General features: G+C 65.4%; 12 protein-coding genes and 1 pseudogene. 6 read left to right on the top strand and 7 right to left on the bottom strand.

The window, feature by feature from the left end; translation table 11 throughout:
* Positions 1-118 precede the first annotated feature (118 nt).
* The gene (locus tag AB0C34_RS24405) at positions 119-511 is read left to right on the top strand and encodes an ankyrin repeat domain-containing protein (protein ID WP_357077227.1); all 393 of its coding nucleotides are present in this window, start codon (positions 119-121) and stop codon (positions 509-511) included.
* An 8-nt stretch (positions 512-519) separates the two neighbouring features.
* Here AB0C34_RS24405 and AB0C34_RS24400 read toward each other — a convergent pair whose 3' ends face one another.
* Positions 520-1,893, bottom strand: coding sequence for an FAD-dependent oxidoreductase (locus AB0C34_RS24400; protein ID WP_357077224.1), 1,374 nt, complete (start codon positions 1,891-1,893; stop codon positions 520-522).
* A 192-nt stretch (positions 1,894-2,085) separates the two neighbouring features.
* Between AB0C34_RS24400 and AB0C34_RS24395 the strand changes: the two genes are divergently transcribed.
* Together AB0C34_RS24395 and AB0C34_RS24390 are read left to right on the top strand one after the other, a co-directional pair.
* Positions 2,086-3,645: an amino acid permease gene (locus tag AB0C34_RS24395; protein ID WP_357077221.1), complete on the top strand. Its 1,560-nt coding sequence runs from the start codon at positions 2,086-2,088 to the stop codon at positions 3,643-3,645.
* Between the two features lie 66 nt (positions 3,646-3,711).
* The gene (locus AB0C34_RS24390; RefSeq protein WP_357077218.1) at positions 3,712-4,428 is read left to right on the top strand and encodes a hypothetical protein; all 717 of its coding nucleotides are present in this window, start codon (positions 3,712-3,714) and stop codon (positions 4,426-4,428) included.
* Positions 4,429-4,493: 65 nt separating this feature from the next.
* Here the strand turns inward: AB0C34_RS24390 and AB0C34_RS24385 are convergent, their stop codons facing one another.
* Entirely contained in the window at positions 4,494-4,985 is a 492-nt protein-coding gene (locus AB0C34_RS24385; RefSeq protein WP_357077215.1) for a carboxymuconolactone decarboxylase family protein, read from the bottom strand.
* Complete coding sequence (locus AB0C34_RS24380) at positions 4,982-6,064, bottom strand: dihydrodipicolinate reductase (RefSeq protein ID WP_357077212.1); 1,083 nt, start codon at positions 6,062-6,064, stop codon at positions 4,982-4,984. The genes AB0C34_RS24385 and AB0C34_RS24380 overlap by 4 nt, the downstream gene beginning before the upstream one ends.
* Positions 6,065-6,307: 243 nt before the next feature.
* Here AB0C34_RS24380 and AB0C34_RS24375 point away from each other — a divergent pair, with 243 nt between their 5' ends.
* The 3 genes and pseudogenes from AB0C34_RS24375 to AB0C34_RS24365 form a co-directional block, all read left to right on the top strand.
* Entirely contained in the window at positions 6,308-7,591 is a 1,284-nt protein-coding gene (locus AB0C34_RS24375; protein ID WP_357077209.1) for a hypothetical protein, read from the top strand.
* 393 nt (positions 7,592-7,984) lie between these two features.
* Positions 7,985-8,797 (top strand): 23S ribosomal RNA methyltransferase Erm, encoded by an 813-nt coding sequence (gene erm / locus AB0C34_RS24370; protein WP_357077206.1) that lies wholly within the window; start codon positions 7,985-7,987, stop codon positions 8,795-8,797.
* A gap of 33 nt (positions 8,798-8,830) precedes the next feature.
* Positions 8,831-9,229, top strand: a pseudogene (locus AB0C34_RS24365) (alpha-hydroxy-acid oxidizing protein); the annotation flags it as partial.
* Here the strand turns inward: AB0C34_RS24365 and thpD are convergent.
* Genes thpD through ectA form a run of 4 tightly spaced genes read right to left on the bottom strand, consistent with a single transcriptional unit; the run spans position 9,210 to position 12,395 of the window.
* Positions 9,210-10,127 carry an ectoine hydroxylase gene (gene thpD, locus AB0C34_RS24360; RefSeq protein ID WP_357077204.1) on the bottom strand — a complete coding sequence of 306 codons (918 nt, stop codon included), beginning with the start codon at positions 10,125-10,127 and terminating at the stop codon, positions 9,210-9,212. The pseudogene AB0C34_RS24365 and the gene thpD overlap by 20 nt on opposite strands.
* Positions 10,124-10,522, bottom strand: a complete 399-nt coding sequence (locus tag AB0C34_RS24355; RefSeq protein ID WP_357077201.1) for an ectoine synthase — start codon at positions 10,520-10,522, stop codon at positions 10,124-10,126. The genes thpD and AB0C34_RS24355 overlap by 4 nt, the downstream gene beginning before the upstream one ends.
* Complete coding sequence (gene ectB / locus AB0C34_RS24350; protein ID WP_357077198.1) at positions 10,519-11,796, bottom strand: diaminobutyrate--2-oxoglutarate transaminase; 1,278 nt, start codon at positions 11,794-11,796, stop codon at positions 10,519-10,521. Before ectB ends, AB0C34_RS24355 begins: the two co-directional genes overlap by 4 nt.
* Positions 11,793-12,395 (bottom strand): diaminobutyrate acetyltransferase, encoded by a 603-nt coding sequence (ectA, locus tag AB0C34_RS24345; RefSeq protein ID WP_357077196.1) that lies wholly within the window; start codon positions 12,393-12,395, stop codon positions 11,793-11,795. Before ectA ends, ectB begins: the two co-directional genes overlap by 4 nt.
* Positions 12,396-12,469: the final 74 nt, after the last annotated feature.

The raw sequence follows: 12,469 nt of genomic DNA, 5'->3' as shown, positions 1-12,469 counted from the left end.
ACCGCCGGAGGTCGCCATCACCACGGCGTCCGCAGACCGGGCGCAGCTGGAAAAGTCCGCGACGGCACACGCGGGAGGTCACCATCGCCGGACGTGATCACGTGGTAGGAATGGGCTCGTGGGCGCTGACGAAATTGATCCGGAACTGCTCGAACTGGCCGGGAAGGTGTTCGACTTCGCTCGACGCGGCGACGCGGCCGGCTTGGCCGCCTTTGTGGACGCAGGCGTTCCGGTGAACCTCACCAACGACGCCGGCGACACACTGCTCATGCTTGCCGCGTACCACGGTCACGACGACGCGGTAGCGGCGCTGCTCGAGCGGTCGGCCGACCCGAACCGCGCCAACGACAAAGGCCAAACCCCCTTGGCCGGGGCGGTATTCAAGGGTGAAACGGGGATCGTGCGACTGCTCACCGCAGCGGGCGCCGACCCGGACGCCGGCACGCCGTCCGCGCGCGCCGCGGCCGTCATGTTCGGCAAGACCGATCTACTCGAGCTGTTCGGCACCTGAGCTTCACGTCATCCGCGCTTCCGGACGGCGATTACCGCTTTGCGTGCCGCCACCAGTACCGGATCCCACACCGGTGAGAACGGCGGCGCGTATCCGAGGTCGAGAGCCGTCATATCCTCGACGGTCATCCCGGCGGTGAGCGCGACCGCGGCGATATCGACACGCTTACCCGCGCCTTCACGTCCCACGATCTGCACACCGAGTAGTCGGCCGGTGTTGCGCTCGGCGAGCATCTTCACTGTCATCTTCGCGGCGTCAGGGTAGTAGCCCGAGCGACTGGTGGATTCGATCGTGACCGCGACATACTGCAAGCCCGCGGCGCGCGCGTCCTTCTCACGCAAGCCGGTTCGCGCCACCTCGAGGTCACACACCTTGCTGACAGCGGTACCGACAACGCCGGGAAAGGTCGCGTATCCCCCGCCGATACCCGCGCCGATGATCTGGCCGTGCTTATTGGCATGCGTGCCGAGTGGGGTATGGCGTTCACGACCGGTGACCAGGTCGAGCACCTCGACACAATCACCACCCGCCCAGATGTTCGGATGACCGTGCACGCGCATGGCCAAATCGGTGCGCAGACCGCCGTGCGCACCGACCGGTAGGCCGGCGGCCCGGGCCAGCTCGGTCTCCGGGTGCACACCGATGCCGAGCACCACGACGTCCGCGGGGTATTCCGCGGTGTCCGTCACGACCGCAGCGACCCTGCCGTCCTCGCCGGTGCGGATCTCGGTCACGTCAGCATTGCACACGATTTTGATGCCCATTTCACACATCGCGTCGCGGACCATGGCACCCATGTCCGGATCGAGGGTGGACATCGGTTCAGCGCCGCGGTTGACCATCGTGACGTCGTAGCCGCGTTGGATGAGCGCCTCCGCCATCTCGACACCGATGTATCCCGCACCCACCACGACGGCGCGGTTTCCGCGCGCCCGATTCAGCGTCTCGATCAGTGCCTGCCCGTCATCGAGGGTTTGCACACCGTGGACACCGTCCGCGTCGATACCGGGCAGCGGCGGCCGGATGGGGCGGGCGCCGGTGGCGATCACGAGCTGGTCGTAGGCCGTCCACGATTCGGCACCGGACTCGAGGTCGCGGGCCCGCACTCGGCCGCCGCTGACGTCGATCTCGGTTACCTCGGTGTGCAGTCGCACGTCGAGGTCGCGGGCCCGGTGTTCGTCTGGCGTCCGCGCGATCAGGGCGTTCCGGTCGGCTACGTCGCCGCCGACCCAGTAGGGAATGCCACAGGCGGAGAACGAGGTGAACCGACCGCGTTCGAAGACGACTATTTCCAGTTCGCCCGCGTTCTTCATCCTGCGCGCCTGCGAAGCCGCGGACATGCCCGTCGCATCACCGCCGATGACCACCACTCGATCACTCATGGTTCCCACGCTACGACGAAAGGTAACGACGCATCCGGACTTGCTCGGTTCACCGCGCATGGCCGTCCTGTTCGGTGCGCAGGTCACCGCGGCATGCGGATTTCCGGTTGCCGTGCGGCTGACCCGGTATTACTTCACACTGGCCTTCTGACACACACGGTATGAGGGCAGCGTTTCACCTGGGAGCAGGACATGACCGATACCCGATCCCCCTCTGACGATGAACGTCGGCTCGCCGAACTCGGCTACAAACAAGAACTGGCCAGATCCTGGTCTGGATTCTCGAATTTCGCTATCAGCTTCACCATCGTCTCCATCCTCACCGGTGGATTGGCCAGTTACGGTATCGGTTTGGCGAACGGCGGCCCGATCACGATGGCCTGGGGGTGGCCACTGGTCTCCGTCATGGTGCTGTTCATCGGGCTGGCCATGGCGGAACTGTCGTCCGCCTATCCCACCTCCGGCGGCCTGTACTGGTGGGCTTCGCGGCTGGGCGGTCCGGTGTGGGGGTGGTTCACCGGGTGGTTCAACCTGATCGGCCAGATCGCGGTGACCGCGGCGATCGACTACGGCGCCGCCATCTTCACCACCGTGGTGCTGAACGTCATCGGCCTCGACATCGGCACTGATCGCACCGCGATATTCGTGGTGTTTGTGGCGATTCTGATCCTACACGCCGTTCTGAATGTGATCGGTCCGCAGCTGTCCGCGGTGATCACCGATGTGTCCGCGTGCTGGCACGTCGGCGGTGTGATGATCTTCGTGCTAGTGCTCGGCTTCGGCGCGAATCACCACCAGAGTGTCGGATTCGTCTTCACCCAGACGGTCGACAACGGCGCGGTCGGATTCGGCGGCGTCGCGTTCAGCTTCCTACTCGGACTGCTCCACGCGCAGTACACGTTCACCGGATACGACGCGTCCGCGCATATGTCGGAAGAAACTCACGATGCCGCACGCATGGCGGCCAAGGGCATCATCAACACGATCATCGTGTCGGCGGTCGCTGGATATCTGCTGATCATGGCGGTGACCTTCGCGATTCCGAATCTCGACGACGCACTGGATCCGGAGCAGAACAGCGGCTACCCAGTGATCTACATCCTGGAGAACTCGCTGACATCGTTCTGGTCGGGTCTGCTGCTCGTCATCGCTGCGATCGCGCAATTGTTCTGCGGTTATGCCTCGGTCACCGCGGCCTCGCGCATGCTGTTCGCGTTTTCGCGCGACGGCGCTGTGCCGGGGTCCGCGCTGTGGTCGACGCTGTCGGCCCGCAAGGTGCCGGTGCACGCGGTGGTGTTCATCTCGTTCTTCGCTTTCGTATTGCTGATTCCGTCGATGCTGGTGCCGCCAGCGAGCGCGCCGACCGCCTACGCGGCAGCCACCTCGATCGCGACCATCGGTCTGTATATCGCCTATGGCATTCCAATCCTGCTGCGCCAACTGCGCGGCGGCCGATTCCGCGTCGGTCCATGGCAACTCGGTGCTTGGCACCGGCCGATCGGTGTGGTCGCGCTGACCTGGATCGTGGTAATCAGCGTCCTGTTCATCCTGCCCACCGACGACCGCGGTTATCCGCGGAACGACGAATTCACCTGGAACACTGTGAACTACGCACCGATCACCTTGATGGCGGTGGTGGGCGCGATCGGGATCTGGTGGCTGGTGTCGGCACGGACCTGGTTCACCGGGCCGAAGCGGACCGTGGACGAGCCTCCCGCCGACGAACCGGACAGCGAGACGGCCGCCGCCTGAGCGATCGTGCACGGCGACGAGCCGGCGTGTCGAATTTGTCGGTTCCGATCGCTAGTGTTCGTCGGCATGGAAAGGACCGACCTGGTGCGTATTTCGCCTTCCGGGAGGATTGTGTTCCCGGGAAATCCATGGCCCGACGGGCATGCGATCGAGGAATTCGCCTGGACCGGGCGCATCGATCCGGCGGGCCGCCTGTGGTTCGATCTCCACCTCAGGTCCGCGGACTACAACACCGAGCGGATGCCCGAGGACGATGCGGACGAACACGAAGACAAAGACGACTGGTCGTCGCCGATCGTCTGGCACAACTATCACTGCTGCACGCTGTCGTCCACATATTGGGGCGAGGACGACGGGACCGGGTTGCGTGCCGCCGAGCCTGGTCGCGCCTTTCTGTTGACAGCGAATCAGCCGCAGCGGCTGATGGCCGATCCCCTACCCCTTGCCCAGTTCGACGACGTCGAAAGCCTCGCGTTCAATATCTACCTACTCGGGCACGATTCGGTCGCCGACCAGGAAGTGTCGTTCACCCGGCGTGCTGACGGCACGCATGACATCGACTGGCAGGGCCGGATCGCGCTCACCTACGTCAGCCGGTACGAATTCGAGTACGGGTTCCGCGCCCGAATATCCGGCGCCACACTCGACTTCATTCGCTTTCCTGCGCACTTCTCTGTCGAACAGGCACGTCGGAGATTGGCCGCGGTGCTGGACGCACCCGAGGAATTCGAGCTCGGCCTAGTCGACGGTCAGCCCGCTTGGGTATCGAAGCCGACGACCTGACTATTCGCCGCTGACCTGGGCCGGGGCTACACCTCGCTGGGCCGCAACGCTTCGCGTGGCCGAGCCTATCGGCCGGACAGATGACTGGGCAGTACGCAGATCGCGTCCAGGCCGAGGACGTGGTTGAGTCGGCCGAAGGCGAGCCAGGAGCCGATGCTCATACTGAGTTCGACTACTTCGACTTGACTGTAGTGAGCGAACATTCGGGTCCAGAACTGGTCGTCCAGGTTGTGGTGGTCGGTGGCGTACCGCTCGGCGTATTCGGCGGCGAGGCGGGTACGTTCGTCGAACGCATCGGTGCTGCGCCAATCGGCAACGGCGTCCGCGAATTCGGGCTCCACCTTTTTCCCGTCGCGTTCGGTGCGCCAGTCCTGGCAGAAGAGGCAGCCGTTGATCTGGGCAATTCTCAGCCGGGCTGCCTCGAACTCCCGCAGACCCAGTGTGCTGTGCGAGTACACCGACAGCGAGAAGTTGGAGGCGGCGATGCCTATGCCGGGGACCATTTCACCCCAGACGTATCCGATCGGATCTTTACCCTCGGGAATGTCGATGATCATCCTTGTTTCCTTCCGAGTTTGCCGACTGCGGGACGTAGGGGAACATCCAGCGCGTCGTAGAGTCCGGGATCCGCCGTCATCAGCCAATCGATCGCGCTCACCAGACGCCCAACAGCCGTAGCGTTTCCGCCGGCAGCGCGGTTGCCGTCCGGATCGGTCGCCGCGACGGTCACCTCGATGCGCGGGAAACCCTCGATGATCACGCGGTGTGCGCCCGCGCCGCCGTCGGCGGGTGCGGGCCAGTCGGGAGCGCAGGACGGGTGGATGCGGGTGACGTGCTCGATGACCAGGCGTGGTTCACCTTTGACGATGCCCTGCACCTCGAACCGCACGGCGCCCTGCGTACCCGCCTCGAATTCCCCCATGGATGTGGTGGTGATGGTGCGGTCCAGCGCTCGGCGGTCCAGTGTCTCGCGAATCTCGTCGAGTTCGACCCCGAGTGCCCGCGCCATCAGCCGAATCTGCCCACCCCACACCATGGTTGGCACCGACGGCGCCACCATCGGCGGCTGATAGTCCATCGGTTGCCCCATGCCGACCAGGTAGCGCACCGAGTCCGGCTGGTCGTAGCTGGAGTAGTCGAAGATCTCCTGGCATCGAATCACCTCAACCGTGCTGCCGAGTCCGCTGACCAGCAGCGGCAGGACATCGTTGCCCCACCCGGGGTCGATGCCGGAGACGAACAGCGAACCGCCGCCCTCGGTAATGGCGGCGAGCACCGGCTCGCGCACCTCCGCCGGCGCGTTACGCGGATCGTAGAGCGCGTAGAGCGCGGGCGTGACAACCACGGCACCCGCGCGGAGTGCGCGAATGATGTCGGCGAGCGCGTCGTCGGGGCGGATATCACCGGAGGCCGCGTAGACGACGGCGTCCGGGACCGCCGCGAGCGCTCCATCGATGTCATCGGTTGCCGCGATGTCGAGCGCATAGTCGAGGCCGCCGAGCTCACCTGCGTCTCGGCCGACCTTGCCTGGATCGTGGACGAGCACTCCGGTCAGGCGCAGTGCGGGATGGGCTTCGACAGCTCTGATGGCTGCCCGGCCGATATTGCCGGTGCCCCAGACCACCGTGGAGATCATCAATTGAGCGTAGCAAGCGCTTGGTCGGCTGTGCATTGGTTCCGAAAGCTCGCGACGAGCGCGCATCGCGCCGCTGCCCGCGACAGCCGAGGCCACATTCGCGAACCCGGTCTCGATCCCTCGCCGCGGCGGGTCCGGACGCCTGGGTATCGACGCACAGATCTGGTCGGCGGCGAGTTACGGTATACCCCGCGGCACAGCACAGGGGCGGTGGTACGGATCGGGTGGAAGGCGGACACGACAATGAACAACCCGTATTCGTCGTGGACCGCACGGACTTCGCCCGACGAACCGCCGCTGTCCGCCCGCTACCAGAGTGCCGACCCGATCGTCTGGCACGGCAGCATGGTCTATCCGATGTACACCGAGCAGATCGGACCTTCGCCCACTACCGTCACCGTGACGCTGCTGTCGGCTGCGCCGCCCGCAGGACTGCGCGGGCTCGGGATGGGTCTGTCCGTGGTGGACGGCTACGTGGATCTGCACGGACGTTCACTCGCCGGGGTCGACGCGTGGACCGATGCGTTGGCCGCCGGGGTCAGCTTCGCCGTGACGCCCACCGCACCTGGCACGCTGGTGACGCTCACCCCGGTGTGGGTGGATGAATTCGGCACCCAGAAGTCCTGGATCGGCAACTACGGCATCGTGGTGGAGCACCGTACCGGCGGCCGAGTCGTCCTGTGGTGCAGCATCGGTGAAGGACCGCCAAACTTCGCGAACCTTGTGGTGGAGGTGCACACTACTCCCACCGTCGTCGTACCCGGCATGTCCGTCCCGAGCACGCCGGCCGCGGCACCGATCGCCGCGAGTACGCCTTCGACTCGCTCTGCCGCCTCGGCTGGGCCGCCTACCGCACCGACCATGCCCGTTCCTCGCATCGATGCGAACCTGCAGCACGACGCGTCGTCCCCGCCGGCAAGCCCACCTCCAGCCGATCCGCTCTCGACCACGAACGGCCACCCGCCGCCGAAGGAGCAACCGGCGCAGGCCCTGCGGGCCCGGCCTTCCGGAACACTTTTCGCGAATAGGCAATCGCCACGCAGCCCACAGCCCGCGGTGGACATCGAACCCGCCGCGCCGACCCCGGGTGCGCAGATTCCGGCAACCCCGGATACTCCGGCGTTGCCGCCGCAGGTCGACAACCAGCCGATGACAATCCCTCCGCAGCGGCGGGTCGATTCGGATCAGGCCGGTGATCCAGGCTATCGCAGCGCGCTTTTCGACCTCGGCGTCGCCATGCACAGCCGCGGCGACGAGGAGCAGGCGTGCGGGCTCTGGACGCAGGCCGCCGAGGCAGGGCACGCCGCAGCCGCATATGAACTCGGCGCAGTCCGGTTACGGCGGGGGGAACTGGCGGGGGCTGTTTTCTGGTGGCGCACCGCCGCCGACCGCCGCGATTCGCGTGCGATGGCCGGGCTCGCCGAGTTGCTGGACCAGCAGGGTAACCACGCCGAGGCCAAAATCTGGCAGACCCGCGCCGCGGAGGAGCGCGCCTCCAACGTGGTCGCTGCGCCGACTTCTGGCTGATTACGGCGAAATTCGGCGCTGTCGCCATCAGCACGCGACCGTGTAGGTTGCGTCTCGAACCGCGGCCCGGAGACTTGGGCAGGATCATCAGCAGACACCAGGTGAGCCGAGACCGCCGCGAAAAAGAATTCGCGTGATGGATGGGTTCTGCCCTAAGTTGCGGTGCATGGGTGGCAATTTAGGGATGAACGGAGCGTGCGCGGTCGGCGCGTACTTCATCCGGCCTCGCACAGAGCACCGGGCTCTGTCTGCACACCGCATCGCTCCGATTTCCTGATCCGGCTGATCGAAATCCGCGCAGGCGACCGTTAACGGTCGCCGAATCGGCTGTGCCCTGGCATGGGTCCGGGCGAATCAACCTTTCTGATTCGACCACTCCGTTCGGAGGACACCGTGTCCCACAATTCTCGCCTTTCGTATACCCGCGGTAGGCATCACCGCACCACGAGCAAGCGCAAGCGCCTGTCCCAGAACTTCCTTGTCGACGCGGGCGCTGCCCATCTGATCGTGCGCACCGCCGGCGTCACCGCCGATGACCTGGTACTGGAAATCGGCCCCGGTAACGGCATGCTGACCAGACGGCTGCTGGATGCGGCAGGCCGCATCCGCGCCTACGAGAAGGACCCGCGCTACGCGACCCTGCTGCGCAGAAGATATGCGAATGACCAGCGAATTCAGCTGTTCCACCGGGATTTCCGGGACGTCAGGGCACCACGGGCGCCATTCGCCGTCGTAGCGAACGTGCCATTCGCCATCACGACCGACATCGTGCGCTGGTGCTTGGCCGCACGACACCTCACCTCGGCCACCCTCCTCACTCAGGCGGAGTTCGCCCGCAAGCACTCTGGGGACTACGGTTGGTGGACCGAACTCACGGTCAGTCACTGGCCGACGGTGTCGGTCGAGTTGGGCGCGCGAATCGGCAAGGACAGCTTTCATCCGGTGCCGAGGGTCGATGCGGCGATCTTGCGCGTGTGCGCACGACCCGATCCGCTGCTGCCGCACGAACTGATCGGCGACTACCGCAGAGTTGTCGAACTGGGCTTCTCCGGGGTCGGCGGTTCTCTGGCCGCGTCGCTGCGTCGTCAGTTTCCCACCCACGCTGTGCGCAGGGCCTGCGCGGTCGCCGAAATTCCGCTCGACCGGCCGGTCGGCCTGGTCTCCCCCGATCACTGGACGACCCTCTACCGAGCGCTGCGCACATGACAGGACGCGCACGTGCTACACACACGTATCGGACACTGCTCGAATCACGGCGGCAGGCAGGCCAACGGCGGCATCCCGGCGATCGAGCATTTGCCGGACGTGTAGCCGCGGACGGACTGCCTGTACTGTTCGACTCCGGCATCCAGACCGGCGCCGACATCGTCAAGGCGCTGGCGCTGGGAGCGACCGCCGTCGGCATCAGACGCCCCTGCGCATACGGGCTGGGCTCTGGGCGGTGTCGATGGCATCGTGCATGTGCTGCGCTCGCTGCTGGCCGAAGCCGATCTTTCGATGGCGGTCGACGGCTATCCGACGATCGCAGACCTCACGCTGGACGCTCTCCGATGGTCGAACTGTCGAACCGCTGCGACACAACGCAGGACGCCTCGGGCCACCCGGATCGCCGGGCCGATCACGCGGACAGCGGCGTGAATTCGCGGCTGCCGATGTAGCCGGGCCGAGGCGACGGTGCGGCGAACGGCTCGACAAGGGTGTTCTCCATGCTGTTGAACACCAGGAAGATGTTCGAGCGCGGGAATGGCGTGATGTTGTTCGACGAGCCGTGCATCAGGTTGGAGTCGAACAGCAGCGCCGCCCCCGCCCGACCGGTGAATTGGCTGATCCCGTACCGCGCCGACAGCACGGCGATATCATCGGTGGTCGGCACACCGATCTCCTGCTCCTGCAACGACTCCCGGTAGTGCTCGGCCGGGGTACTGCCGAGGCAGGGTACGAAGGTGCGGTGAGAGCCCGGCATGACCATCAGGCTGCCGTTGATCGGATAGTTGTCGGTCAGCGCGATCGACAGGCTCACCGCACGCGGCGCCGGCATGCCATCCTCCGCGTGCCAGGTCTCGAAATCCGAGTGCCAGTAAAAGCCCGTGCCGCGGAAGCCGGGCATATAGTTGACCCGACTCTGGTGGATGTATACCTCCGACCCCAGCACCTGCCTGGCCAGTCCGAGGACGCGCTCCTCCCGCACCAGCTCGGCGATGGCCGCGCTGAGCTGGTGCACCTCGAAAATTGAACGTACCCGATTCGACGACTTCTCCACGATGAGCCGGTCGTCGTCACGCAACGCTGGATCGCTTGCGAGTCGGTCGATTTCGCCGCTGAACTCGGCCACTTCCGCGGGCGTCAGCAGCCCCTCGACGATCACGAACCCGTCGGCGTCGAACGAGGCGAGTTCCTTGCTGTCGACCGTGCCCCACACCGTGGGATCGGCCCGCTGCACGTGTGGAGCGGGCACGCCCAGCCGGGTCGGGTAGCGATCGAACTGGGCAAGTTCCGGCCGATTATCGGTGTGCTGCAGAAACATTACTGTTCTCATCCTCCGATCGTCGTGGCGACCAACGGGTAGACGCCGTCGCTGTCGTGAACCTCCTGCCCCGTGACCGGCGGGTTGAACACACACATCATCCGCATCGTGCTACGCACCTCGAGGCGATGGCGTTCGTGTCCGTCGAGCAGATACATCGAGCCGGGCGCGAGTTCGTAAGTGGCGCCGTTGTCCAAATCGGTCAACGTGCCCTCGCCCTCGACGAGCCACACCGCCTCGACGTGGTAGCGGTAGTGGAACTCGTGGACGGTGCCTGCTTCGATGGTGGTCTCGTGGAAGGAGAAACCCACGCCGTCGCCGCCGAGGACGATGCGCTTGCTGCGCCAGCCCTGGCCCGCGACGTCGCGTTCGGTATCGGTGATCTCCGCGGTGGTGCGCACGATCATGCGGCCGCCCCCATACCACCGCACACCGTGTCCACGGCGCCGGTGAGGATGTGCAAGCCCTGATCGAGCTCCTCTTCGGTAATCGTCAATGGCGGAAGCAACTTCACCACCTCATCGCTGGAACCGGAGGTTTCTACCAGTAGACCACGCTCGAATGCGATTTGGCAGACCTTGCTCGCCTGCGATGGGTCGTCGAACACCACACCCTGCACCAAGCCTCGTCCACGGGTCGAGATGCCGGGGAAGTATCCGGCCAACTCGCCGAGGATGCCACCGATGCGCTCCCCCTTGGCCTGCGTCGAGGCCTGCAGGACGCCGTCGGACCAGAAGTGCTTCAGCGCGGCCGTCGCGGTGACGAATGCCGGGTTGTTGCCACGGAAAGTGCCGTTGTGCTCCCCCGGTGACCACTGATCGAGTTCAGGTTTGAACAGCACCAACGCCATCGGCAAGCCGTAGCCGCCGATCGACTTCGACAGCGTCACGATATCGGGCGTGATCCCGGCGATCTCGAAGGAGAAGAACGGGCCGGTACGTCCGCAGCCCATCTGCACGTCGTCGACGATGAGCAGGATTTCCCTGGCCGAGCAGAGACTGGCCAGGTGGCGCAGCCATTCGGCGCGCGCGACGTTGACCCCGCCCTCACCCTGCACAGTCTCCACGATCACCGCGGCCGGGCGATCGAAACCGGAGGAGGTGTCGTCGAGCACCTTCTCCATCCATTGGAAGTCGGCGGTCGTGCCATCGAAGTAGCCGTCATAGGGCATGTGTGCGACGTGCACCAGCGGCACGCCCGCGCCCGCGCGCTTGGCTGCGTTGCCGGTAACCGACAGCGCGCCGAGCGACATACCGTGGAAGGCGTTCGTGAAGCTGACTATCGTCTCGCGACCGGTGATCTTGCGCGCAAGTTTGAGTGCGGCCTCCACGGCGTTGGCGCCGGTCGGCCCAGGGAACTGGACCTTGTAATCCAGACCGCGCGGTCTGAACAAGGTGTCCCGCAGCGTCTCGAGCAGTTCGCGCTTGGCCGTCGTGGACATGTCCAGGCCGTGGGTGATGCCGTCACTGGCGATGTAATCCAGCAGCGGACGCTTGAGTACCTCGTTGTTGTGGCCGTAGTTCAGCGCACCGGCGCCCGCGAAGAAGTCGAGGTAGTCCTTGCCTTCTTCGTCGCGGAGCCAGCTGCCCTTCGCCGTGGTGAACACAGTGGGCCAGGCGCGGCAATAGCCGCGCACATTCGATTCGAGACTCTCGAAAACGGTGGTGTGGGCGCTGATCATCGGTGGTCCTCCTCGGTGGCGCGGGCGATCCGTTCGATGCGGTACAAGTCCTCGGGTGCATGGCGGTCGGGAAAGACACCTGCATCGAACAACGGGCGCTTGGTAATGGCGGCCGCTCTGGTCCGGGCCACCGATGTGAACAGGGCGATCGACGCGGAGTTGTCCGGCGAGATCGTGGTCTCCAGTACCGAGACTCCATGGACCGCGACGTTGTTCAGCAACGTGTGCAGCAGTTCGACTCCGGTGCCGCGGCCGCGCTGTGCGCGTTCGACCGCGATCTGCCAGACGAAGACGGTGTCCGGCGCCTGCGGGCGGACGAATCCGATCACGTATCCCACGATGCGTCCGCCGACCTCGGCGACCACGGAAGTGCTCGCGAAATCGCGGCACCAGAGCAGGTACGCGTAGCTCGAATTGGTATCGAGCACTGTGGAGTCCTTGGCGATACGCCACATCCGAGCGCCATCGGCCAGGCGGGGTGCGCGCAGGATCACGGCCGAACCGGCGGCTTGCCGATTCGAGGTGGCCCCCAAGTCGGCTGCGGCGTTCTCGACGCGCAATCGCTCGGCCTCCGCGGTGGACAGGATTGGCGGTGACATACAACTCCCTCGTCGGGTCAGCAGTACTTATCCAGATTTGCGAAGCGACTTTGAGGTGAACCTGTCGACTTCTT

The sequence above is a fragment of the Nocardia sp. NPDC049220 genome (assembly GCF_040647855.1).
Taxonomy (GTDB): Bacteria; Actinomycetota; Actinomycetes; order Mycobacteriales; family Mycobacteriaceae; genus Nocardia.
Note: the sequence above shows the minus strand (reverse complement) of the source record. Positions and strands in the feature narration are given on the sequence as shown.

What these genes read in the sequence shown, in the direction of transcription:
- AB0C34_RS24355 (WP_357077201.1), bottom strand. Translation starts at nt 10,522, where the DNA reads ATGATCGTGCGCACCACCGCGGAGATCACCGATACCGAACGCGACGTC.
- thpD (WP_357077204.1), bottom strand. Translation starts at nt 10,127, where the DNA reads ATGAGAACAGTAATGTTTCTGCAGCACACCGATAATCGGCCGGAACTT.
- AB0C34_RS24390 (WP_357077218.1), top strand. Translation starts at nt 3,712, where the DNA reads ATGGAAAGGACCGACCTGGTGCGTATTTCGCCTTCCGGGAGGATTGTG.
- ectA (WP_357077196.1), bottom strand. Translation starts at nt 12,395, where the DNA reads ATGTCACCGCCAATCCTGTCCACCGCGGAGGCCGAGCGATTGCGCGTC.
- AB0C34_RS24375 (WP_357077209.1), top strand. Translation starts at nt 6,308, where the DNA reads ATGAACAACCCGTATTCGTCGTGGACCGCACGGACTTCGCCCGACGAA.
- AB0C34_RS24400 (WP_357077224.1), bottom strand. Translation starts at nt 1,893, where the DNA reads ATGAGTGATCGAGTGGTGGTCATCGGCGGTGATGCGACGGGCATGTCC.
- AB0C34_RS24385 (WP_357077215.1), bottom strand. Translation starts at nt 4,985, where the DNA reads ATGATCATCGACATTCCCGAGGGTAAAGATCCGATCGGATACGTCTGG.
- AB0C34_RS24395 (WP_357077221.1), top strand. Translation starts at nt 2,086, where the DNA reads ATGACCGATACCCGATCCCCCTCTGACGATGAACGTCGGCTCGCCGAA.
- ectB (WP_357077198.1), bottom strand. Translation starts at nt 11,796, where the DNA reads ATGATCAGCGCCCACACCACCGTTTTCGAGAGTCTCGAATCGAATGTG.
- AB0C34_RS24380 (WP_357077212.1), bottom strand. Translation starts at nt 6,064, where the DNA reads ATGATCTCCACGGTGGTCTGGGGCACCGGCAATATCGGCCGGGCAGCC.